Origin of the sequence: Fuscovulum ytuae, from assembly GCF_029953595.1 — a bacterium.
In the GTDB taxonomy this organism is placed as follows: Bacteria; Pseudomonadota; Alphaproteobacteria; order Rhodobacterales; family Rhodobacteraceae; genus Paragemmobacter; species Paragemmobacter ytuae.
In genome coordinates this window covers 17,006-39,195 of sequence record NZ_CP124535.1, presented here as the reverse complement: position 1 = coordinate 39,195, position 22,190 = coordinate 17,006, and the positions used below count along the sequence as shown (strand labels likewise).

Here is a 22,190-nt window from a genome sequence, read left to right as displayed (position 1 = left end):
CAAGATTGCCCATCCCACATCCCGACCCTTGCCCCTGTAGGATGGGCCATTCGGCCCACCCCCCGGGTCTTAGCCTTCCACCTTCGTCAGGTCCGCCACACCCGCGCAGATCGCCCGGATACGGTGCAAGAGGTTCAACCGGTTCCGCCGTACCACCTGATTGTCGGTATTGATCTGGACCGCGGTGAAAAACGCGTCAATCGGCGCGCGCAACTGCGCCATCGCGCCCATCGCCGCCGCAAAATCCTCGCCCTTCATCGCTGGACCAATGGCCTGTTCTGCCACATCCAGCGCGTTGAACAGCCCCCGCTCCTCGTCGCTTTCGGCAAATTTCGGGTCCGCGCCGAAGGAATATTCCACCCCATCCTTGGCCTCGGCCTGAGACAGGATGTTGTTCGCCCGCTTGAACCCTTGCAGCAGGTTCGTGCCATCCTCCGAGGATAGGAAGGATTGCAACGCCTGCGCCCGCTTCACCAGCAGCGTCAGGTCACAGTTCCCTTCCATTCCAAGGCAAGCATCGATCACGTCATGCCGGATGCCCTGATCTCGCAGGAACACTTTCAGACGGTCATGCACGAAATCCCGCAGATCGTCACTGATCGACGGGTCGTGATCGCGCACCCGCGCCAACCAGTCCGCGCCCAACGCCTCGGAATCCGCCACCAGCGCACGGGTTGCGGTGCCAAACATCCCGTCCGTGACGGTTGCATCAAGGATTGCAGCCAAACGTTCCGGCGCCTGCGGCGCATGTCCGATCTGATGGCGCAAGACCTGCACATCCACCAGCCGATCCAGCGACACCCGCACCCCATTCACCAGCACCAACCGGATCACCCCCAACGCCGCCCGACGCAGCGCAAACGGGTCTTTCGACCCTGTCGGCTTCTCATCAATCGCCCAGAATCCGGTCAGCGTGTCGATCTTGTCGGCCAGCGCCACGGCGACCGACACCGGCTCCATGGGCACCGCATCCGAAGGGCCCAGCGGCGAATAGTGGTCGCGGGCTGCATCCGCGACTGCCGCAGGCATTCCCGCCTCAAGCGCGTAATAGCGCCCCATCACACCCTGCAATTCGGCAAATTCGCCCACCATCCCCGACCGCAGGTCCAACTTCGCCACCCGCGCGGCCTGTTCGGCCAGCCCTGCATCCGCGCCCACCAAGGGCGCGATCTCGCGCGCCAGCGCGGCAATCCGGTCAATCCGCTCCGCCTGGCTCCCCAGCTTGTTGTGGAAGGTCACAGACCGCAGCCCCTCGGCCCAGTCGCCCATCCCCGCCTTCGCCACCCGCAGGTCGTTTTCCCAGAAGAACCGCGCATCCGACAGCCGCGCCGCCAAAACCTTCTGGTTCCCCTTCAGGATCGCCGCCCCGCCATCCGCCGCCTCGATATTGGCGACCGTGATGAACCGCTCAATCCGCCCCGTCTTGGGGTTGCGCACCGAAAAGAACTTCTGATGTTCTTTCATCGAGGTCTGCAGAACCTCGGCCGGAAGGCCAAGGAAATCTTCCCCGATCTGGCCCATCAAAACGACCGGCCATTCCACCAGCCCCGCCACTTCCGCCAGCAGCCCCCGGTCCTCAACCACCTCCAGACCAGCGGCAAAGGCCATGTTGGTGGCCTCCTGCCAGATTTGCGCCTCACGCTCACCCGCGTCCAGCATCACCTTGGCGCGCGACAGCTTCACCCGGTAATCGTCAAAAGAGGATACCGCAAACCGCCCCGCCCCCATGAAACGGTGCCCTTCGGTCGTGTTGCCCGCCACGATCCCGTCCACGTCCAAAGGCACGACCCGCGCGCCCGCCTCATCCATCATCAGGCAAAGGATCGATTGCAAAGGCCGCACCCAGCGCAAAGAGCCGGACCCCCAGCGCATTGATTTTGGCCAAGGGAAATTGCGGATCGCGCTTTCCAGCACCTCGGCCACGATATCATCCGCCTTGCGCCCCGGCTTTTCGATCACCGCGAAATAGACCTGCGCCTTCTTGTCGTCGCGCACCTCCAGCTGGTCCTTCGTCAGGCCCGTGGACCGCAAGAACCCCTCCAGCGCCGCCACTGGCGCATCCACGCGCGGCCCCTTGCGCTCTTCCCGCACGGGGCGGCTTTCCGCGGTCAGGTCCTCCACCGACAGCACCAACCGCCGCGGCGTCGAAAAGGCCCCCGCGCTGGCATAGGTCAGCCCCGCCTCCACCAGCCCATCGGTGACCAGCTTCTTCAGGTCAGCCGCAGCCTTGCCCTGCATGCGCGCCGGGATTTCCTCGGAAAACAATTCGATCAGCAGATCAGGCATTTTCTCACTCGCTCTCCGAGGCGTTCAACTGGTGCCAGGCAAAGGCCCGGCCATCCGGAAAGACCGCGACCACGCGGTCCACCCCGGGATGGATATTGGCTTCCGACAGAAAGGCGATGGCCTCGCCCTTCTCCAGCGCGGCCCCGATGGCCTGCGCATCGAAACAGTCAAACCAACCCGGCGCGACATTCGGCACCGCATCGGGATACATCTTGTAAGTCTCGGTCAACATGGCCTGCGTCATCGGCGTGTGGAAACAGGCGCGAAACCGGATCGGGCTGCTGTCGCTGTCGATGCCCGTGACGCCCTCGGCGATGATCGGCTCGGCCATGCCGCCTTCGATCAGCGTCAGACGAATTTCCGCTCCCGGTTCAAAGGTCGCCTCTTCATAGAAGGCATAGACCTGCAACCAATACATCGCGATCCCCGCGACCGCCCCGATCAACACGATGAAGCCCCCGACGATCTTGCCATTCACGCCGCCGCCCCCCCAGAGGCGCCACCCGCTTCCGTTGTCACGAAAGCATCGGCGCATTTCTTGGCCAAGGCCCGCACCCGCCCGATATAGGCCTGCCGCTCAGTGACCGAAATCACCCCCCGCGCGTCCAGCAAGTTGAACAGATGGCTTGCCTTGATGCACTGGTCATAGGCGGGATGCGCCATCACGATGCGTTTGCCATTCTTCGGGTCCACCGCATCAAAGGCCAGCAGGCGCTCGCATTCTGCCTCGGCATCCTTGAAATGCTGAAACAGCATCTCCGTCGTCGCGCCGTCGAAATTGTGGCGACTGTATTCTTCTTCGGTCTGGCGGAAGATATCGCCATATTTCAACGGGATCGGCGCATCGGGATCGTTGAAGGGCATCTCCATCACATGGTCGATCCCCAGCACATACATCGCCAACCGCTCCAACCCATAGGTCAGTTCGCCCGAAACCGGGCGGCAATCATGCCCGCCCACCTGCTGGAAATAGGTGAACTGGCTCACCTCCATCCCGTCGCACCATACCTCCCAGCCAAGGCCCCAAGCCCCCAGCGTGGGGCTTTCCCAGTCATCTTCGACAAAGCGGATGTCATGCAGCGCAGGGTCCAGCCCGATCGCCCGCAGTGACCCCAGATACAGCTCCTGCAAATCGGGCGGCGAAGGTTTGATGATCACCTGATACTGATAGTAATGCTGCAGGCGGTTCGGGTTCTCGCCATAGCGCCCATCGGTCGGACGGCGCGACGGTTGCACATAGGCCGCAGCCCATGCCTTGGACCCAAGCGCGCGCAGCGTCGTGGCCGGGTGGAAAGTGCCCGCCCCCACCTCCATGTCATAGGGCTGCAACACCGCGCAGCCTTTGCTGGCCCAATAGCCCTGCAAACGCAGGATAATTTCCTGAAAACTGCGGGGAAGCGTCGCGCTGTCAGCCATGACCGGGCCCTCTTGAAAACCGCCCCCTCCATAGGCAAGAGGCTGACAGGGGTCAATCCTTGCAAGCCTGTGCCGGAAAGCGCGTGCATCCGGGCGACGCTCTGCTAGTCTCTGGCCCGCTTCGCATATGGAATATTGGCATGCTTCGACTGGTTATTGTTGTCCTGACCCTTGGTCTGTTCCTGTCATCTCCGGGTCCGGCAAATGCCCAGCAAACCGGACAGGTCTTCATCCAGATCGAAGCCAAGCCTTCACTCACCGAAGGGCGCGACCGTGCCGATGCATGGGCCGCCATGTTCGATGCGGTGAACGGGTTCGTCCTGACCTCGGGCTGGCATGTCGTGGCACTCGGTCCCTTCGACCGCGCCGATGCCGTGGCCCGGCTTGACAGCCTGAAACGCGAAAACCTGATCCCCCGTGACAGCTTCGTCTCCGATGGCAGCAGTTACCGCGCCCGCTTCTGGCCACCCGAAGGAAGCCCCGCGCCAGAAACCGCCACCGCGGCCCCCTCCGAAGCGGCGACCGCAGCTCCAGAACCCACCCAAGAACCTGCCCAGCCCGACGAAACCCCCGATCAGGCCCGCGCCTCGGAATCCCTCCTGACACAGGACGAACGCGAACAGATCCAGACCGCGCTCAACTGGTTCGGTTTTTACAACAGCGCCATCGACGGTGCCTTCGGGCGCGGCACCCGCGCCTCCATGACCGCATGGCAAGAGGCGAACGGGTTTGACCCCACCGGCATCCTCACCTCACTCCAACGCGGGACGCTGGTCGCCAATTACGAAGCCCAAAAGGCCGCTCTCGGCCTGCAAACGATTACCGAACCCGAGGCAGGCGTCGAAGTCACCCTTCCCACCGCGCTGGTGGAATTTGACCATTACGAGCCGCCCTTCGTGCATTTCATCGCGCGGGACGGGTCCGATGACCTGCGCATCACGTTGATCTCTCTGCCCGGCGATCAGACGGCGCTCTATGCGCTTTACGACACCCTCCAAAGCCTTGCGATCATGCCCACCACTGGCCCACGCGACCGGGGCGAACGCAGCTTCACCCTGCGCGGCGAAAGCGGCAGCGTCACCTCACAGGCCTATGCGGAACTCTCGCGCGGGCTGATCAAGGGCTGGATCGTCACATGGAACCCCACCGCCGACCTGCCCGTGGACCGCATCCTTTCCGCCGTCGAGGCCAGCTTCCGCCCCATCGGTGACCGCGCCCTCGACCCCGGCATCGTGCCGATGGACGGGGCCACAAAGGCGGGCCTTCTGTCCGGGTTGGAACTGCGCAAACCCCGCCTCTCTGCGTCGGGCTTCTTCATCGATGCCGAAGGCCATGTCCTCACCCATGCCGATGCCGTGGCGCAATGCGGCCGCATCACCCTCGACACCACGACCGAAGCACGCATCACCTTCACCGATCCCGCCAGCGGCATCGCGCTCCTAGCCCCCGTTAGCCCCGTCGCCCCCCCCGCCACCGCTGAATTCCAGCTGGCCCCCGACCGGATCGGGGCCGAAATTGCCGTCGCGGGTTACAGCTATGGCGAGGCGCTCCCCGCCCCTGTTCTCACCTTCGGCACGCTTGCTGCGGCCGAGGGGCTTGAAGGACAGCAGGGGCTAAAGCGTCTGGCGCTCACGGCCCTTCCCGGCGATGCAGGCGGCCCTGTGGTGGACAATACCGGGGCCGTCTTGGGCCTTCTTTTGCCCGCCACCGACGATCCGGCCCGCATTCTGCCTGATGGCGTCTCATTCGCGGCCACCGGCCCAGCCATCGCACAGGCCTTGACCGCACAGGGCATCACGCTGACCCAAGCCGCCCGCCAAGGCGCACTCCCCCCCGAAGACCTCGCCCGCCACACGGCGCGGATGACCGTCCTCATCTCCTGCTGGGAGTGATCAGCCCCGCCAGAAACGCGGCAGGATCAAAACATAAACGGCCACCAGTTCCAGCCGACCGGTCAGCATGCCGAAAATCATGATGGCCTTCGCCGCCGCCGGAAAATCCAGCAGCGCGCCGGTCGGATGCACCTCGGGTCCAAAGGCGGGGCCCACATTGGCAATCGCCGTCCATGCCGCCGTCACCGCCGTCTTCACCTCCAGCCCCGCCAAGGACAACGCCACCGCCAAGACCCCAAAGCTCAGCATGAACAGCGTGAAGAAAGCCATCACCGCGTTCAGCACATCCTCCTCGACCGCCCGCCCGTCATAGCGCAGCCGCGCCACAAGGTTCGGCTCGAACAGTCGCCGCACCTGCAACCGCGCGGCCTCCAACAGGATCAGCCAGCGGAACACCTTCACCGAACAGCCCGTCGAAGATGTGCAGCCCCCGATCAGCCCCGTCACGAACAGGATGGCAAAGGGAAAGGCCCCCCATCCGGACAGGTCCGCACTGGTGAACCCCGTCCCCGAAAAGATCGACACCACATTGAAGGCTGTCTCGCGCAGCACCACCTCAAGCGGGATGTCATGCGACAGCACCTCATAGACGACGATCACCCCGATGGCATAGGCATTCCACCTCAGATAGGCCCGCACCTGCCGATCCTTCCACAGCGGCTGCCATTCCCCCTGCCAAGCCTGAATGAACCGGATGAAGGGCAGGCTTCCCAGCAGCATGAAAACAATCGCCGCATATTCCAGCGGCCCGGCATATTTCGCGAAGGATTGGTCCGAGGTTGAAAATCCCCCCGTCGACACCGTCGACAAGGCATGCGCCACCGCATCAAACCCGCTCATCCCCAATACCGCATAGGTAAGCGCACAGGCCACGGTGATCGCCACATAGATCTGCACCAAAGCGGCCGAGATATCCAAGGCGCGCGGCAGCACCTTTCCCAGCGTGTCGAATCCTTCGGAGCGGAAGAACTGCATCCCGCCCACCTTCATCACGGGCAGGAAAAGCATCGCCACGATGACGATCCCAAGGCCCCCCAACCAATGCAGCATCACCCGCCACAGGTTCACGCCCATCGGCAGGTCGTCTATGCCCACGAAAACCGTGGCCCCCGTTGTCGTCAGCCCCGATGTCGCCTCAAAGATCGCATCCAGCCAGCCCACCCCCGGCGCGCCCAGAACAAAAGGCAGCGCGCCAAAGATACAGGCCGCGACCCAAGTCAGAACCGTCATCAGAAAAACCTGCGGCACCGTCAGCGGCGCGTTCAGCGCATTCGCCGTCGCCACCGACACCGCCCCCCCGGCCAGCACGCAGATGATCCCGGCTTGCAGGAAGGATCGCCAATTCTCATCCCCCGCCGTCCAGTCGAGAAGCAGGGGAAACCCCATCATCCCGCCCAGCGCGACGATCACAAGACCGATGACATGGGCGACGGGTCTTAGGTCGATCATGCCGGGAAAGTGAAGCCTGCCCCCGGCGCTGTCAACCTGACCCGAACCACACACCCATAATTACGTAATTTACGTAAATCTAACGCTGCCAGAACCGCGGCAGAACCAGCACAAAAATGGTCAGCAACCCCAACCGCCCCAGCAGCATCGCCAAGGTCATGATCCACTTCGCCGCATCGGGCAGATCGACAAAGGTACCCGTCCGCTCCACGATCGGGCCGAACCCATAGCCGATATTTCCCAGCGACGTCCAAACCGCAAACAGCGACGATGTCGTATCCACCCCCGTCAGGGTCATCGCCACAGTCAGCACGCCCAAGGTCAGAATGAACCCCGCCACATAAAGGATCAGCGCATCCAGAACATCCGGCCCCACCGTCCGGCCTTCATATTTCACCGGGGCCATGCGTCCCGGCGAAACGATCTGGCGCAACTGCTGCACCAGCGCTGCCCACATCAACTGCCCACGGAACACCGACAGCCCCGACGCGCTTGACCCCGAACAGGCCCCGATCATCCCAATGACAAAAGCCACGACCAGCATATAGCCGCCCCAGAGCGGAAAACTCCCCGTGAAAAACCCGGTCGACGACATGATCGAGGTCAGGTTGAACAGGCTTTCGCGGAACACATCCTCGAATTCCATATCCGATGTCAGCCACCGCCACAGCGTCACGCTGCCCACGGCAAAGCCCAGCACTTTCACATAGGCCCGGATCTGGCTGTCGCGCCACAGGGGCCGCATATCCCCGTTGATCAACTGCACATAGCGCACATAGGGCAGCGACCCGAGGAACATGAACAAGGCCCCCAGATATTCCCCTGCCCCGACATAAGGGTTGAACGACGCATCCCGCGGCGAAAACCCGCCCGTTGCGATGGAAGCCATCGCATGCACTGTCGCATCCAGCGGCGTCATCCCAATCGCCGCATAGGTCACCCCCGCCGCAAGGATCAGCCCCAGATACAGGCCCAGCAATTGCTTGGCGATATCCGTGGCCCGCGGCAGCGCCTTGCCAAAGGTGTCGAACCCTTCCGTGCGAAAGAACTGCATCCCCCCCACCCGCATCACGGGCAGAAAGATCATCGCCACGAAGGCGATCCCCAAGCCCCCCGCCGCATTCAGCAATCCCCGCCACAGGTTCATCCCCGGCGGCATCCCGTCCAGCCCATATATGACGGTGGCCCCCGTGGTGGTGATCCCCGACACCGCCTCGAAATAGGCCTCGGTAAAATGCAGGTTCGGCACGCCCAGCATGAAAGGCAGCCCCGCAAAGACAGGCAGGCCGAACCAGATCACCGCCGTCAGAAGATAGGCCTGCCTAATATCGAAAGACCCGCCCAGCCCGTTCACCGTGGCCAGCGCGATCAACCCACCGATCCCCCCGGTGATCAGTGCCGAAAACAAAAGCGCCGAGGCATTCTCATCCCCGACGCTCCAATCAATGGCTGCAGGCCCAAGCATCAGGATCGCCATCACGATCAGGATGCGCCCGAAGACATAGGCAATTGGCCGAAAATCAACCATGATGGGCGCAGTGCTACCGCCCCGCGCCCTTCCCGGTCAACGCCGATCCGATCAACCCACGTGATACAGCGTCTGGAACAGCCTTGGATCAAGGCTGTCTGCCGCAAAAGTCGGCCCTTCGGTCAGAACGCTCACCGCGTCGTGGCTGTGCAGGCTTTCCTGATGGCTGGCCACGATGCGGAAATCCCCGATCCGCCCGTCCCCCTTCAGCGCTTGGCAGAAGGACCGCGCCGCATCTTCCACGAAGATCGGATTGGCCGCATTCAACTCGGCAAAGGCCTGCTCATCCTCGCGCTTCACCATCACCTGCGTCTCGGTCGGCACCGCTTCGCGCGCCAGATCAATTAGGTCTTCGAACCACAGACGCTTGCCCGGTTTCACCTCAACCGAAATCCGCGCCACCGACCGCTGCGAATGCGGCGTGGCCAGCTGCCCCCGCGTGCGGCGGGCATGTTCCGAAAGCTCCAGCGAACAGGGGCAGGTGCTGGAATAGACAAAATCCAGATGCATGATCTTCTTGCGCACCCCGGCTACATCCACCAGTTCCAGCGCGATATCGTAATACTGCCAGCCCGACAGGCCCGACCGCAGCGATCCCACCTTCACCGGGAAGGAAAACCGCATCTGGATGCGCGCATCAAAGCTTTCGAGGTCACGCTTGTAATCCTCCAGCGCATGTTCGATCACGCCAAAGCTGAAATCGCGTTCGGCATGGGCATAGAAGGACCGCATGATGCGGCTCATGTTGATGCCCTTCTTTTCCGCCTCAAGGCTGACCGTTCCGGTCACGCTGGTTTCCAGCGTCACGTCCCCGTTGTCGCGCGTGCGATAGCGGATCGGCAGGCGGAAATTCGAGATTCCCACATGCTGGATCAGCGCCTTCTCGCCCCGGATCAAGCTGGCCGGACCGTTCTGCAAATCCGGCAGGCTGTCCTTATAGGCCTCATCCACCACGAAATCCGACGGATAGACCCGGCTGAACGCCGGATAGCCCTCACCCGGCACCAGATAGGCCACCGCGCTGTCCAGCGTGGCAATCTCGGCATCCGATGCCTTCCCCGCCCAGCGCTTCAGAACGGCCAGCGCGGCCTCCGCCTCTTCGCGCGAAGGTTGGCGGTCAAGTTCGGGGGTATGGATGTTCATGGTCTTGCCTTTCGGTTCGGGCGGGCTTTCGCCAGCCGTCAATGTCAACAGGTATACGCAGCCTTAAGTCCTTCGGATCACCCCAACCGCAGGCCAAGCGGCAGGGGAGAGGCCGAATATAGGCATTCCCGCTTCACAATGAAATGACAACGGACGCACAGATTGCACCCGAATCCGACATTGACCGCGCGCCCCGAGGCGCTAACGCCTCAGGCCTGCGCCAGCGCTTGCCGCAGATCGGCGACCAGGTCGTCCGCATCCTCCAATCCCACCGACAGCCGGATCAGCCCCGGCGTGATGCCAAGGGCGTCCTTCTGATCTTGCGGCAGACGCTGATGCGTCGTCGTCACGGGATGGGTGGCAATCGTCTTGGCGTCCCCCAGATTGTTGGAAATCTTGGCAATCTCCAGCGCGTTCATGAAGCGGAACGCCGCCTCCTTGCCGCCCTTCACCTCAAAGGTGACCAGCGTCCCCCCCGACCCCATCTGCGCCATGGCCAGATCATGCTGCGGATGGCTGGCCAGCCCCGGATAAATCACCCGCCCGACCCGGTCATCCCCTTCCAAAGCCTTCGCCACCTTCAACGCGCTGTCTGCCATCGCCCGGCAGCGCAGGTCCAAGGTCGCCATCCCGTTCAGATGCATCCAAGCGGTGAAGGGGCTCATCGATCCGCCCGTGTGCTTCATGTAGGGTTCAAGAACCTTTCTGATCCACTCCCGCGACCCGCAGACCACACCACCCAGCGCACGCCCCTGCCCATCGATATGCTTGGTCGTGGAATAGACCACCACATCCGCCCCCTGCTCCACCGCGCGGGAAAAGATCGGCGTGGCGAACACATTGTCCACGATCACCACCGCGCCAACGGCATGGGCAATCTCGGACACCGCCCGGATATCCACCAATTCCAGCGTCGGGTTCGACATCGATTCGAAAAAGACGGCCTTCACCCCCGGCACCACCGCCGCGCGCCACTGGTCCAGATCGGCCCCGTCCACGAAAGTGACCTTCACGCCATAGCGCGTCAGCACCTCTTCCAGAATGTAAAGACAAGACCCGAACAAAGCGCGGGACGACACGACATGATCCCCCGCCCGCAGCATCGCGGTCAGCGCCCCGTTCACCGCAGCCATACCCGATGCGGTGGCAAAGGCATCCTCCGTCCCCTCTAGCGCCGCGATGCGTTCCTCGAACATCCGCGTCGTGGGGTTGCCATAGCGGGCATAGATGAACTCATCCTCCCCCGCCTTCACGAACCGCGCCTCTGCGCTTTCGGCGCTTTCATAGGCGAAACCTTGGGTCAGGAAGATCGCCTCCGCCATCTCGCCATATTGGCTGCGGCGGGTTCCCTCATGCACCAGCTTCGTGCGCGTCTTCCAATCGGTCATCGTCTGCGGCCCCCGGCCAAGAAAAAGCCCCGGCAAACCCAGAGGTGCCGGGGCGTCATCCCCTCACCTCTTTAGCGGCTTGTTTAACGTGGCCCGCAATCCGGTAACAAAGCGCCACACCCGCCCGATACGCCGCTTGACCCGAAACGTCAACGGCCCGCCCCTTCGCCCAAGCCCCCTTCGCGCGTCCATGCACAGACCAGTGGCGCATTATGCACCTTGCCCCCAGCCGCCCCAAAGGCAACATCAGAGGCATCAGGAAAAGGAGCAAGCATGACCGCCCCCATCCAACTCCACTACTGGGCCACGCCCAACGGCAAAAAGATCTCCATCGCGCTGGAAGAGATGGGCCTGCCCTATGATGTGCATTACGTCAACATCGGCGCGGGCGACCAGTTCAAACCCGAATTTCTGGCCATTGCCCCCAACAACCGCATGCCCGCCATCACCGATCCCGAAGGGCCGGATGGTCAACCGATCTCGATCTTCGAATCCGGTGCGATCCTGCAATACCTCGTCCGCAAGACGGGGCTGTTCGGCGGTTCGAATGCCCGTGAACAGGCCGCCGTCGAACAATGGCTCATGTGGCAGATGGGCGGCGTCGGCCCGATGGCCGGTCAGGCGCATCACTTCCTGAAATACGCCCCCTCCATGGACCCGCCGCAAGACCTGCCCTATGCCAAGGATCGCTATCGCCGCGAAGTGGGCCGCCTCTACGGCGTCCTCGACAAACAGCTTGCGAAAACCCGCTACGCCGCAGGCGATTTCCTTTCCATTGCGGATTTCGCCATCTGGCCTTGGGCCATGGGCTGGCAGGGGCAGGAACAGACGCTGGACGACAAACCGCATTTCAAACGCTGGCTCGACGAACTCGCCGCCCGTCCAGCGTTCGAGAAGGGGGCCGCCGTCGGCATGGACCGCCGCTCCGACAACACCACCGACCGGAAGGCGCAAGAAATCCTGTTCAAACGCTAAGCCTTGAACGAAAGAACAAAAGTCAAAGGGCGGCGCAGCATGCGCTGCCCTTTTCTTCAACCATCGGGCGAATTCCCTTGCTATTGTCCCGAAAAGGGCGCAGGGCTGTGGGGCTTTATTCGATCTTTCGACCTTCTGTCTTCCCTCGGGCTGTCAGACGCGACCTTGACACGACCCTGAGCCAGGCCACCGCACCTCCGCGGGTGGCATCATAAGACAGGAGATCTCACGATGGCCAACGGCACCGTGAAATGGTTCAACGCCACCAAAGGCTTCGGCTTCATCGCCCCGGAAGGCGGCAAGAAGGACGTGTTCGTCCACATCACCGCGCTGGAACGCGCTGGCCTGCGCGGCCTGAATGACGGCCAAGCCGTCACCTTCGATCTGGAAACCGATCGTCAGGGCCGCGAATCCGCGACGAACCTCGCTCTGGCCTGATCGCCAAAGCACCGAATACGAAAAGGGCGGTCCCGCAAGGGGCCGCCCTTTTCCATTCCCCGTAGGCTGGGTGGTTCCGCGCTGCCCCGGCGCAGGTTCACCCAGCGCTCTTAATCCTTCTTCTCTTCCTCAATCGCATAACGGCTCAACACGCCCCCCTGCGTCATGAAGAACAGGAACAAGGCCGCCGTCAGCCCAAATGTCTTGAAATTCACCCAAGCCTCGGTCGACATCGTCCGCCAGACGACCTCATTCGCCACCGCCAACCCAAGGAAAAAGGCCGTCAACCGCCGCGTCAGGATCATCCATCCTTCCGCCTGCATCGGCAACGCCTCTTCCATCACCACCCGCAAATAGCTCTGCCCGCGCAAAAGCCCGAACCCCAAGACGCCCCCGAACAGCAGATAGATCATCGTGGGCTTCATCTTGAAGAACCGCTCGTCGTTCAGCCAGACCGACAGCCCCCCGAACAGCACCACCAGCACCACGGTCGCAATCTGCATCTTCGACAGCTTGCCCGTCAGCGCCCAGAGAATCCCCGTCGTCACCACCATCAGCGGAATGAACAGGGCCGTCACCACGATGAACCCGTCATATTCCGTGCCGCCAATCGTAAAGACCTGATCCTTCAGCTTCACATATCCGGCAAAGAACAGGGCAATCGGCCCCAGTTCCAAGGCCAGTTTCACCCCCGGATTCAGTTTCTTCTCGGCCATCGCCCTACCCCGCCCATTCCATCACCACGGCCCCGGCCGCGATCAACCCCATCAAGGAGGCACGCACCGCGCCCACCTTCTCGCCCAGCATCCACCAGCCGATCACGGCGGCGAAAACCGTAGATGTCTCCCGCAGCACCGCCGCCTCCCCCACCTTGTCCAAGCGCGTGGCCAGCATGATCGACCCGAAGGAAAGATAGGCCACAAAAGCCCCCATCACACCCCGCCGGAACAAGGGCACCGCCTCGGCCCGCGTCAGGCGCAGCAACCGCCGCGCCATGATCGCCGGAAACAGCACCCCATCAATCATGAAGAACCACGCAAGGAAGGTAAACGGGTCCGCCGTCGCCCGGATGCCATAGGCGTCATACGTGGTGTAAAGCGCAACGAAGGCCCCCGTCACCACAGCCAGCCCCAGCGCGGGCAGCAACGTCTCGCGGTCGATCTCCACATGCCGAAGGTTCCACGCCGCCAGCCCGAAGATACCCGTCATCAGGATACCCACGCCCGCCCATTGCCCCGCCGCATAGGTCTCGCCAAAAACGATCCCCGCCCCGATCACCGCAAAGAACGGCCCCGTGCCCCGCACCACCGGATAGACCACCGTATAGGCCCCCCGGTCATAGGCCATCGCCTGCAACAGCTTGTATCCGGCATGGATGACAAAGGCCCCTGCAAAGATCGCCCACATATGCGGTTCCGGCCAGGGCACCACGAACAGCGCGAAAGGCACCGCGATCACGCCATAGCACAGGTCAATCACCGCCCGCGACATCCACGGATCATGCCGCCCCTTCTGCAAGGCACCGAACACTGCATGCAGCACGGCGGCAAGCAGGGCCAGCGCCAGCGCCAGATCGCGCCCCGCCGCCGTCCCCTCAAGCGAGATCAGCCAGCCGCTCACTCCTGCCCGACCAAGGCCTTTGCGAAATCTTCCGGGTCAAACGGGGCAAGATCGTCGATCTGCTCGCCCACCCCGATGGCATGGATGGGCAGCCCGAACCGATCCGCCAAGGCCACCAGCACGCCACCCTTGGCCGTGCCGTCCAGTTTGGTCATCACCAGCCCCGTCACATCCGCGATCTTGCGGAAAATCTCGACCTGAGACAGCGCATTCTGCCCCGTCGTCGCATCCAGAACCAAAAGCGTGTTATGCGGCGCGGTCGCATCCACCTTGCGGATGACGCGCACGATCTTGGCCAGTTCCTCCATCAGATCGGCCCGGTTCTGCAACCGCCCCGCCGTATCGATCAGCAGAAGGTCAGCGCCCTGTTCCTGCGCCTTCGTCAGCGCATCAAAGGCCAAGGACGCCGGGTCCGATCCTTCCGGCGCGGTCAGAACAGGCACCCCGGCCCGTGTCCCCCAGATCTGCAACTGCTCCACCGCTGCCGCGCGGAACGTGTCTCCGGCGGCAATCACCACCGACTTTCCCGCCGCCTTGAACTGGCTGGCCAGTTTCCCGATTGTCGTCGTCTTGCCCGACCCGTTCACCCCCACCACCAGCACGACCTGCGGCCGTTTGGGATAGATGGGCAAAGGCCGCGCCACTGGCTCCATGATCCGCGCCACCTCGCCTGCCAGCGCCGCCTTCAACTCGCGCGTCGAAATCCGCTTGCCGAACCGCCCCTCAGCGATATTGGCAGTGACGCGCCCCGCCGTCTCCACCCCCATATCGGCCTGAATCAGCACCTCTTCGAGGCTTTCCAGCATCGCATCATCGACCAACCGCCGCGGCTCTTCCGCAGCCCCGGCACCCCCGCCGAAAATCCGGCCCAGCAAGCCCGGCTTTGCCGCCTCCGGCTCTGTCCGCGCCACAGGTTCAGCCGCAGGCAATTCTGGTGCCGCGGGGGCCGCAGGCGGGCGCGCCGCCTCGGCATCCTCCGCCACCAGCGCCTCCAACCCCTCGCCGATCTTGTCGGAAGACCGGAACATCCGGTCGCGCAATTTCTTGAAGAAGGACATACTGCCCCTTTCCGCCAATGGCCCTACCGTCACCTAATCCCTTCCGCCCATGAACGGAAGGCCCCGCGAACACCCCGCCCCCACCACCGACACCACGCCAAAACCCGGCGCCCTCGCCCTGACCCAACCACGCCCGCCGCCCCAGCCGCGGCCCATAGGCTGCGGTTCACCCCACCATGCCCCGCCCAACCGCGACAAAGCCTCGCATGACACCCCCACGCTCCGATGCTAAACCTCACCCGTCATGAGTAGCGCCAAGTCCCCGATCCCCATGGCCGCCTTCGCGGTGGCAACCCTTGCCCCCCTGCCGCTTCTGGCCCTTGGCGGCCTGACGGGCGGCGGCTGGCTCTGGGCCGCGCTCCTCTACATGGGCCTGCTGTCGATCCTGCTGGACCAACTCCTCCCCCTCGTCGAAAGCGACGGGCCCGACGGCCATGAATTCCCCGCCGCTGACGCCCTCCTTGCGCTGCTCGGTCTCCTTGCGCTGGCCCTTCCAGCCTTGGCCGTCCATGGCGCCACAAACCCGGCCCTCTCAGGCCCGGAAAAGGCCGCCCTCGTCTTCACCACCGGCCTCTGGCTCGGCCAGATTGCCCATCCTGCGGCGCATGAGCTGATCCACCGCGCCCGGCGCGCGCAGGTCCGGCTCGGCGTTGCGGTCTATGCCGCCCTTCTCATCGGCCATCACGCCTCCAGTCATCGCCTTGTGCATCACCGCTTCGTCGCCACCCCCGACGATCCGGCCAGCGCGCCAAAAGGGCGCGGCTTCTGGCGCTATCTGCCGCGCGCCTCCATAGGCGGCTTTATCGCAGGGCTCAGGGCCGAAACCGCCCTGCGCCAGCGCAGCACGCGGCCCGGCCTGCATCCCTACCTGACCTATGCCCTCCTCTCCCTCACAGCCCTTGCCATGGCCGCCACCCTCGGCGGCCCCAGCGGCGTGGCGATCTGGGTCCTGATCGCCCTGCATGCCCAACTGCAAATCCACCTGTCCGACTATGTCCAACATTACGGCCTTACCCGCGCCCCCCTGCCCGATGGCCGGTACGAGCCGGTGAATACCCGTCACTCGTGGAACACTGCGCATTGGTTTTCCTCCGCGCTCCTTCTGAACGCGCCGCGCCATTCCGATCACCACAGCCACCCCTCGCGCCCTTACCCAACCCTGCGCCTTCCCGACGATGCGCCCCACCTGCCTTGGCCCCTGCCGCTCGCTGCCGCCATCGCGCTTTTTCCACCCCTTTGGCGACGCCTGATGAAACCCCATCTCGCCCGCCTTGCGCAGGAACCCCCACCGCCCCCATCGGCGTGACTGGCCAAAACCCGCGCGCTCTGGCATGGTCGCCGGGGATTGAGGAACCACCATGCACCCTGCCGCCCGCCTAGCCCTCGCAACCCTGCTCTTGGCCGTCCAAACGCTGCCAATCCAGCAGCTTGCCCGCCCAGCGCTTGCGGAAAGCGCGCAGCCAGTGGCCAACACCCCCCTCTCTGCCGCCGAATTCGAAGCCTATGCCGAAGGCAAGACCCTGTCTTACGCCCAAGACGGCGTGGTCTGGGGGTCCGAGCAATACCTGCCCGGTCGCAAGGTCGTCTGGGCCTTTACCGAAGATGATTGCCAATACGGCCATTGGTTCGAAGAACAGGGCAATATCTGTTTCGTCTATGACAATGACCCCGCGCCGCAATGCTGGCGCTTCTTCCGCGAAGCCACGGGTCTCCGCGCCATCTTCATGGGCGCAGACGGCGGCACGTCGCTGTCCGAAGTGGCGCAAAGCACCACGCCGCTCAATTGCCCCGGCCCCGACGTCGGCGTGTAACCCACAAATCTCGCGGCAGAAATTTGCAAAAATCTCCCAAGATTTTTGACAGCCGCAGGCGACAGCGCCTCAATCTCAAAGGTTAGAACAGGCTTCCCTGTTCCGGCCCCTCGCCCGGCTTCTTCGGCCTGGGCCGCCCGCCCACAGCGACCCGCCCATCCGCGAATTCGATCTCGATTGCCGCCGCCCGTTCCGCGGCCGCCTTTGACGTGACCACCGCACCATCCCCCCGCACCACGGCAAAGCCGCGCTTCAGGGTTTCGGCATAGCCCAGCGTCGCCCGCATGCGATCCAGCGCCTCCATCCGCTGCCGCGCCTCCGCGAGGCGTGCCTCAGGTGCCGCGTCCAACCGCTCCGCCAAGGCCGCCAGCTTGTCCCGCCCGTCGCGCACCTTGCGCTCCGCATCTCCAACGATCCGCGCCAAGGACGGCGCAAGCCGCCCCGCCAGCGCCGCAAGCCGTGCCTCCAACCGCTCCCGCCGCCGCTCGGCCATCGCGTCCAGCCGCAGCCCGCGCTCGCCCAGATCGCGCCGCCGATGCGCCACAAGGCCCAAAAGCAGCTCTGGCCGCACCAGCCCCGCCCGCGCCTCGAACACCCGCCGCTTGCGCGCCGCCGCCATCCCCAGCCCCGAACCCAACCGCCCGGCCCATAGGTCCAGCCGTTGCGCCGGCCCCTGCGTCAGGGCATCGGCCCGTGGCAGGGCACGGCCCAGATCGCGCAGCCGCTGCCCACGCAAACCCACGCCCGCCACCACCGCCCGCATCGCCCGCGCGCCGAACCCATCGACCTGCGCCAAAAGCTCCATCCGCACCGGCACCGCCATCTCCGCCGCCGCCGTGGGCGTGGGCGCGCGCCGGTCGGCGGCGAAATCGATCAGCGTCGTATCCGTCTCATGCCCCACCGCCGAAATCAGCGGGATGCGCGACGCCGCCGCCGCCCGCACCACGATTTCTTCGTTGAAGCCCCAAAGGTCCTCAAGCGACCCGCCCCCACGCGCCACGATGATCAGGTCCGGCCGCGGCACCGCTCCCCCCGGTTCAATCGCATTGAACCCCCGGATCGCGGCGGCCACCTCCGGCGCACAGGCCTGCCCCTGCACGGCGACAGGCCAGATCAGCACATGGCGCGGAAACCGATCCCGCAACCGATGCAGAATATCCCGGATCACCGCCCCGGAAGGCGAGGTGACAACCCCGATCACCCCCGGCAAATAGGGGATGGGCTTCTTGCGTTCAGCATCGAACAGCCCCTCCGCCGCCAGCGCCGCGCGCCGCTTCTCCAGCATCGCCATCAAGGCACCCGCCCCCGCAGGGGCCACATCCTCGACGATCAGCTGATATTTCGACTGGCCCGGAAAGGTGGTCATCCGGCCTGTCGCCACGACCTCCATCCCCTCTTCGGGGCGCACCTGCATCCGCGCCACCTGACCTTTCCAACTCACGGCGGCGATGACCGACCGGTCATCCTTTAGGTCAAAATACAAATGCCCCGAGGCAGGCCGCGACACCCGCCCGACCTCGCCCCGCACACGGACAAGGCCGAACTCCCCCTCAATCACCCGCTTCACGGCACCAGAAAGCTCTGACACCGTATATTCCGGCTGATTGCCCGCAGGGGCGGGGCCATCCTCGAAAAGGTCCATGCGCGTCTCCGTGATCCGCCCTGATGTTAGGTTGCGAAAGCCGTAAGGGAAAGCACCCGGGCCTCGATTTCTGCCCGCAGAAATCGTCGCGGAATTTGCCACAAATTCCGCCCTCCCCCCGCGTAATCCGATTTTTGCGTGCAAAAATCGCCGCGAAATCTGCGTCAGATTTCGCCCCCCGCGCCCGCCCCGCTTGCACCGCATCCCCACCCCCCCTATAGCCCAGCCCAAGGCAGCGAAGGGGGCAGCGCATGAATATCCTCATCCTCGGCAGCGGCGGGCGTGAACATGCGCTGGCTTGGGCCATCAAGCAAAACCCCAAGACCGACCGCCTGATCGTCGCCCCCGGCAATGCGGGCATCAGTCAGCTTGCCGAATGCGCCGATATCGACATCCTTTCGGGCCAGACCGTCGTCACCTTCTGCGAAGAAAACGCAATCGACTTCGTGGTGATCGGCCCCGAAGCCCCGCTCGCCGCAGGCGTCGCCGATGCCACCCGTGCCGCAGGCCTTCTGACCTTTGGCCCCTCTGCCGCTGCGGCAAAACTCGAAGCGTCCAAATCCTTCACAAAGGAAATCTGCGACGCCTGCGCCGCCCCCACCGCCGCCTATGCCCGCTTTACCGAGGCCGCCCCCGCCCGCGCCTATGTCACGGCCCAAGGCGCCCCCATCGTGGTCAAGGCCGACGGCCTTGCCGCAGGCAAGGGCGTCATCGTCGCCATGACCACCGAAGAGGCGCTTGCCGCCATCGACGACATGTTCGGCGGCGAATTCGGCACCGCCGGGGCCGAAGTGGTGATCGAGGAATTCATGGCTGGCGAAGAGGCCTCCTTCTTCATCCTCACCGACGGGGTGAACGCCCTGCCCATCGGCACCGCACAAGATCACAAGCGGGTGGGCGACGGCGATACCGGGCCCAATACGGGCGGCATGGGGGCCTATTCCCCCGCCCCCGTCCTGACCGATGCCATAGCAGCCCAAGCCATGGACGACATCATCCGTCCCACCATCCGCGAAATGGCCCGGCGCGGCACGCCCTATCAAGGCGTTCTTTATGCAGGCCTGATGATCGACGAGGGCCGCGCGCGGCTGGTGGAATACAATGCCCGCTTCGGCGACCCGGAATGTCAGGTGTTGATGATGCGCCTTGGCGCGCAGGCGCTCGATCTCCTCCTCGCCTGTGCCGAGGGGCGGCTTGATCAGGCGCAGGTCCACTGGGCCGATGACCATGCCCTGACCGTCGTCATGGCAACCAAGGGCTATCCCGGCCCCTATGCCAAAGGCTCCGTCATCGGCGGCCTGGACAGCTTGCCCGAAACCTCGTCGCACATGGTGTTCCACGCCGGCACCACGGCCAAGGATGGCCAGATCACCGCCACCGGGGGCCGCGTCCTGAACGTCACCGCGCGCGGCGCGACGCTGCAAGAGGCGCAGCAAAAGGCCTATGCCATGGTCGATGCCATCGACTGGCCCGAAGGCTTCTGCCGCCGCGATATCGGCTGGCGTGCCCTGTAACCGCGCGCTCTAGAACAGCCGCAACTGATCCCCCGGCAAAACCGGGGGCCTGAAGAGATCACAGCGCAGGGGCGGCAGCACCTCCTCCAACCCCAGCCGCGCCACGGCCTTGCCGAACCGCGCCGCAATCAACTTGGCAAACAACCCCTCGCCCCGCATCCGCTTGCCCCAGTCGGAATCGTAATCCCTCCCGCCCCGCGCCTCGCGCAGCCGTGCCATGACCTTGGCCGCCCGCCCCGGTTCCGCCCGCGCCAGCCAGTCGCGCCAGAGCCCCGCCACCTCCAAGGGCAACCGCAGCATGATCCAGGACGCCCCCACCGCCCCGGCCCCCTTCGCCGCCGCCAGAATCCCCTCCAACTCGTGATCCGTCAGACCGGGGATCACCGGGGCCACCATCACCCGCACCGGCACCCCCGCCGCCGACAGCCGCCTGATCACCTCCAACCGCCGTGCAGGCAGCGCCGCCCGCGGCTCCATCCGCCGCGCAAGGCCCGCATCCAGCGTCGTCACCGACACCCCCACCCGCAACAGACCCTTCGCCGCCATCGGTGCCAGCAGATCCAGATCCCGCTCAATCAAGGTCCCCTTCGTGGTGATCGCCAGCGGATGGTCACAGCCCGCCAGCACCTCCACCACCTCGCGCATCACGCGCCATTCCGCCTCGCAGGGCTGATAGGGGTCGGTATTCGTGCCAATCGCAATCGGCGCAACCCGATACCCCTTCGCCCGCAACTCCCGCGCCAGCACCCCCCCGATCCCCGGCCGCGCAATCAGACGCGTCTCGAAATCCAACCCCGGCGACAGGTTCAGATAGGCATGTGTCGGCCGTGCGAAACAATAGACGCAGCCATGCTCGCACCCCCGATAGGGGTTCACCGACCGATCAAAGGGCAGGTCCGGCGACCGGTTGTAACTCAAGGCCGATCGCGCCCGTTCCACCCGCACCTCGGTGCGGATCAGCCGCTCCTCCCCCACCTCCCAGCCGTCGGCAAAAGCCTCCACCCCATGCGCCTCAAACCGCCCTGCCGCGTTGGACAAGATCCCCCGCGCCCGCAGCCGCCGCCCCGGCAATATCCCTTCGCCATCCGCCATGCCCAAAACTAGAACAAAAAATGAACATCAGCCAGTCATATTTCATCGGCGACCCCTTGCTGTCGGCTTTCATCCGGCGCATGTCGCAATCCGAAAAGTCCGCATGCCGCTTTCAGCCCATGCAGGCTGCGAATGCTTTTCCCGAAGGGACCGCCACCATGGCCGACGAAGACGAGATCATCCTTTCCGAACTCTCCGACGACGAACTCGTCCTGCAGATGCATGACGACCTTTATGACGGTCTGAAGGAAGAGATCGAGGAAGGCGTCAACATCCTGATCGAACGTGGCTGGGCCCCCTATGACGTGCTGACAAAGGCGCTTGTCGCGGGCATGACCATCGTCGGCAACGACTTCCGCGACGGCATCCTCTTCGTGCCCGAAGTGCTGCTTTCGGCCAACGCGATGAAGGCAGGCATGTCGATCCTGAAGCCGCTTCTCGCCGAAACCGGTGCGCCGCGCATGGGTAAGATGGTGATCGGCACCGTGAAGGGCGACATCCACGACATCGGCAAGAACCTCGTCGCCATGATGATGGAAGGCGCGGGCTTCGAAGTTGTCGATCTCGGCATCAACAACGCGGTCGAGAAATATCTCGAAGCGCTGGAACGCGAGCAGCCTGACATCCTCGGCATGTCGGCACTGCTGACCACGACCATGCCCTATATGAAGGTCGTCATCGACACGATGAAGGAAAAGGGCCTGCGCGAGGATTACATCGTCCTCGTCGGCGGCGCGCCGCTGAACGAAGAATTCGGTCGCGCCATCGGGGCCGATGCCTATTGCCGCGACGCCGCCGTGGCGGTGGAAACCGCCAAGCAGTTCGTCGCCCGCAAGCACAACCAGCTCGGCGCCTAAGGCGCCCTCTCCCTCCCCCGCCACATGGGGGAGGGTTGGGGAGGGCCCCGCCCTCCCGTTCACCCTTCCGCGACTCCCCCT

General features: G+C 64.3%; 19 protein-coding genes and 1 riboswitch. Of the genes, 7 read left to right on the top strand and 12 right to left on the bottom strand.

Features of this window, described 5'->3' with window-relative positions:
- Nucleotides 1–69: 69 nt before the first annotated feature.
- Genes glyS through QF092_RS00175 form a run of 3 tightly spaced genes read right to left on the bottom strand, consistent with a single transcriptional unit; the run spans nucleotide 70 to nucleotide 3,702 of the window.
- On the bottom strand, nucleotides 70–2,286 hold the full coding sequence (gene glyS, locus QF092_RS00185; protein WP_281466447.1) for a glycine--tRNA ligase subunit beta: 2,217 nt from the start codon (nucleotides 2,284–2,286) through the stop codon (nucleotides 70–72).
- A gap of 4 nt (nucleotides 2,287–2,290) precedes the next feature.
- Nucleotides 2,291–2,764 carry a DUF6446 family protein gene (locus QF092_RS00180; protein WP_281466445.1) on the bottom strand — a complete coding sequence of 158 codons (474 nt, stop codon included), beginning with the start codon at nucleotides 2,762–2,764 and terminating at the stop codon, nucleotides 2,291–2,293.
- Nucleotides 2,761–3,702, bottom strand: a complete 942-nt coding sequence (locus QF092_RS00175) for a glycine--tRNA ligase subunit alpha (protein ID WP_281466443.1) — start codon at nucleotides 3,700–3,702, stop codon at nucleotides 2,761–2,763. Before QF092_RS00175 ends, QF092_RS00180 begins: the two co-directional genes overlap by 4 nt.
- Nucleotides 3,703–3,842: 140 nt before the next feature.
- Here QF092_RS00175 and QF092_RS00170 point away from each other — a divergent pair, with 140 nt between their 5' ends.
- Nucleotides 3,843–5,594 (top strand): trypsin-like peptidase domain-containing protein, encoded by a 1,752-nt coding sequence (locus QF092_RS00170; protein WP_281466441.1) that lies wholly within the window; start codon nucleotides 3,843–3,845, stop codon nucleotides 5,592–5,594.
- On the opposite strand, the gene QF092_RS00165 is transcribed toward QF092_RS00170, so the two are convergent.
- From QF092_RS00165 to metZ, 4 genes are all read right to left on the bottom strand, one after another.
- Entirely contained in the window at nucleotides 5,595–7,043 is a 1,449-nt protein-coding gene (locus tag QF092_RS00165; RefSeq protein WP_281466438.1) for a TrkH family potassium uptake protein, read from the bottom strand.
- Between the two features lie 79 nt (nucleotides 7,044–7,122).
- Nucleotides 7,123–8,571 carry a TrkH family potassium uptake protein gene (locus QF092_RS00160; protein ID WP_281466436.1) on the bottom strand — a complete coding sequence of 483 codons (1,449 nt, stop codon included), beginning with the start codon at nucleotides 8,569–8,571 and terminating at the stop codon, nucleotides 7,123–7,125.
- A 51-nt stretch (nucleotides 8,572–8,622) separates the two neighbouring features.
- Entirely contained in the window at nucleotides 8,623–9,714 is a 1,092-nt protein-coding gene (folE2, locus tag QF092_RS00155) for a GTP cyclohydrolase FolE2 (protein WP_281470106.1), read from the bottom strand.
- A 209-nt stretch (nucleotides 9,715–9,923) separates the two neighbouring features.
- Entirely contained in the window at nucleotides 9,924–11,102 is a 1,179-nt protein-coding gene (gene metZ, locus QF092_RS00150; protein WP_281466435.1) for an O-succinylhomoserine sulfhydrylase, read from the bottom strand.
- A 50-nt stretch (nucleotides 11,103–11,152) separates the two neighbouring features.
- Nucleotides 11,153–11,230, bottom strand: a riboswitch (SAM riboswitch).
- Between the two features lie 145 nt (nucleotides 11,231–11,375).
- On the opposite strand from metZ, the gene QF092_RS00145 reads away from it, so the two are divergent.
- Both QF092_RS00145 and QF092_RS00140 read left to right on the top strand, forming a co-directional pair.
- Nucleotides 11,376–12,077 carry a glutathione S-transferase N-terminal domain-containing protein gene (locus QF092_RS00145; protein ID WP_281466433.1) on the top strand — a complete coding sequence of 234 codons (702 nt, stop codon included), beginning with the start codon at nucleotides 11,376–11,378 and terminating at the stop codon, nucleotides 12,075–12,077.
- A 231-nt stretch (nucleotides 12,078–12,308) separates the two neighbouring features.
- Entirely contained in the window at nucleotides 12,309–12,515 is a 207-nt protein-coding gene (locus QF092_RS00140) for a cold-shock protein (protein WP_161767080.1), read from the top strand.
- Nucleotides 12,516–12,625: 110 nt separating this feature from the next.
- Here the strand turns inward: QF092_RS00140 and QF092_RS00135 are convergent, their stop codons facing one another.
- Genes QF092_RS00135 through ftsY form a run of 3 tightly spaced genes read right to left on the bottom strand, consistent with a single transcriptional unit; the run spans nucleotide 12,626 to nucleotide 15,193 of the window.
- Nucleotides 12,626–13,231, bottom strand: coding sequence for an inner membrane-spanning protein YciB (locus QF092_RS00135; RefSeq protein WP_281466429.1), 606 nt, complete (start codon nucleotides 13,229–13,231; stop codon nucleotides 12,626–12,628).
- A gap of 4 nt (nucleotides 13,232–13,235) precedes the next feature.
- Nucleotides 13,236–14,135 (bottom strand): EamA family transporter, encoded by a 900-nt coding sequence (locus tag QF092_RS00130; RefSeq protein WP_281466427.1) that lies wholly within the window; start codon nucleotides 14,133–14,135, stop codon nucleotides 13,236–13,238.
- A complete protein-coding gene (ftsY, locus tag QF092_RS00125; RefSeq protein ID WP_281466425.1) occupies nucleotides 14,132–15,193 on the bottom strand; it encodes a signal recognition particle-docking protein FtsY in 1,062 nt (353 codons plus the stop codon). Before ftsY ends, QF092_RS00130 begins: the two co-directional genes overlap by 4 nt.
- 244 nt (nucleotides 15,194–15,437) lie before the next feature.
- On the opposite strand from ftsY, the gene QF092_RS00120 reads away from it, so the two are divergent.
- Together QF092_RS00120 and QF092_RS00115 are read left to right on the top strand one after the other, a co-directional pair.
- Nucleotides 15,438–16,499, top strand: a complete 1,062-nt coding sequence (locus QF092_RS00120; RefSeq protein WP_281466423.1) for an alkane 1-monooxygenase — start codon at nucleotides 15,438–15,440, stop codon at nucleotides 16,497–16,499.
- Between the two features lie 52 nt (nucleotides 16,500–16,551).
- Nucleotides 16,552–17,004, top strand: coding sequence for a hypothetical protein (locus tag QF092_RS00115; protein WP_281466420.1), 453 nt, complete (start codon nucleotides 16,552–16,554; stop codon nucleotides 17,002–17,004).
- Between the two features lie 82 nt (nucleotides 17,005–17,086).
- Here QF092_RS00115 and xseA read toward each other — a convergent pair whose 3' ends face one another.
- The gene (gene xseA, locus QF092_RS00110) at nucleotides 17,087–18,646 is read right to left on the bottom strand and encodes an exodeoxyribonuclease VII large subunit (protein ID WP_281466418.1); all 1,560 of its coding nucleotides are present in this window, start codon (nucleotides 18,644–18,646) and stop codon (nucleotides 17,087–17,089) included.
- A 251-nt stretch (nucleotides 18,647–18,897) separates the two neighbouring features.
- On the opposite strand from xseA, the gene purD reads away from it, so the two are divergent.
- On the top strand, nucleotides 18,898–20,160 hold the full coding sequence (gene purD, locus QF092_RS00105) for a phosphoribosylamine--glycine ligase (RefSeq protein WP_281466417.1): 1,263 nt from the start codon (nucleotides 18,898–18,900) through the stop codon (nucleotides 20,158–20,160).
- Nucleotides 20,161–20,169: 9 nt separating this feature from the next.
- Here purD and QF092_RS00100 read toward each other — a convergent pair whose 3' ends face one another.
- Nucleotides 20,170–21,252, bottom strand: coding sequence for a PA0069 family radical SAM protein (locus tag QF092_RS00100; protein ID WP_281466415.1), 1,083 nt, complete (start codon nucleotides 21,250–21,252; stop codon nucleotides 20,170–20,172).
- Between the two features lie 158 nt (nucleotides 21,253–21,410).
- On the opposite strand from QF092_RS00100, the gene QF092_RS00095 reads away from it, so the two are divergent.
- Entirely contained in the window at nucleotides 21,411–22,109 is a 699-nt protein-coding gene (locus tag QF092_RS00095; RefSeq protein WP_281470103.1) for a cobalamin-dependent protein, read from the top strand.
- Nucleotides 22,110–22,190: the final 81 nt, after the last annotated feature.

Bases quoted from the DNA above. Each gene is read 5' to 3' on its own strand.
- xseA (WP_281466418.1), bottom strand. From the start codon at position 18,646: ATGGACCTTTTCGAGGATGGCCCCGCCCCTGCGGGCAATCAGCCGGAA.
- QF092_RS00170 (WP_281466441.1), top strand. From the start codon at position 3,843: ATGCTTCGACTGGTTATTGTTGTCCTGACCCTTGGTCTGTTCCTGTCA.
- folE2 (WP_281470106.1), bottom strand. From the start codon at position 9,714: ATGAACATCCATACCCCCGAACTTGACCGCCAACCTTCGCGCGAAGAG.
- QF092_RS00160 (WP_281466436.1), bottom strand. From the start codon at position 8,571: ATGGTTGATTTTCGGCCAATTGCCTATGTCTTCGGGCGCATCCTGATC.
- ftsY (WP_281466425.1), bottom strand. From the start codon at position 15,193: ATGTCCTTCTTCAAGAAATTGCGCGACCGGATGTTCCGGTCTTCCGAC.
- purD (WP_281466417.1), top strand. From the start codon at position 18,898: ATGAATATCCTCATCCTCGGCAGCGGCGGGCGTGAACATGCGCTGGCT.
- QF092_RS00165 (WP_281466438.1), bottom strand. From the start codon at position 7,043: ATGATCGACCTAAGACCCGTCGCCCATGTCATCGGTCTTGTGATCGTC.
- QF092_RS00135 (WP_281466429.1), bottom strand. From the start codon at position 13,231: ATGGCCGAGAAGAAACTGAATCCGGGGGTGAAACTGGCCTTGGAACTG.
- QF092_RS00145 (WP_281466433.1), top strand. From the start codon at position 11,376: ATGACCGCCCCCATCCAACTCCACTACTGGGCCACGCCCAACGGCAAA.
- QF092_RS00095 (WP_281470103.1), top strand. From the start codon at position 21,411: ATGGCCGACGAAGACGAGATCATCCTTTCCGAACTCTCCGACGACGAA.
- glyS (WP_281466447.1), bottom strand. From the start codon at position 2,286: ATGCCTGATCTGCTGATCGAATTGTTTTCCGAGGAAATCCCGGCGCGC.
- metZ (WP_281466435.1), bottom strand. From the start codon at position 11,102: ATGACCGATTGGAAGACGCGCACGAAGCTGGTGCATGAGGGAACCCGC.
- QF092_RS00120 (WP_281466423.1), top strand. From the start codon at position 15,438: ATGAGTAGCGCCAAGTCCCCGATCCCCATGGCCGCCTTCGCGGTGGCA.
- QF092_RS00175 (WP_281466443.1), bottom strand. From the start codon at position 3,702: ATGGCTGACAGCGCGACGCTTCCCCGCAGTTTTCAGGAAATTATCCTG.
- QF092_RS00140 (WP_161767080.1), top strand. From the start codon at position 12,309: ATGGCCAACGGCACCGTGAAATGGTTCAACGCCACCAAAGGCTTCGGC.
- QF092_RS00115 (WP_281466420.1), top strand. From the start codon at position 16,552: ATGCACCCTGCCGCCCGCCTAGCCCTCGCAACCCTGCTCTTGGCCGTC.
- QF092_RS00100 (WP_281466415.1), bottom strand. From the start codon at position 21,252: ATGGCGGATGGCGAAGGGATATTGCCGGGGCGGCGGCTGCGGGCGCGG.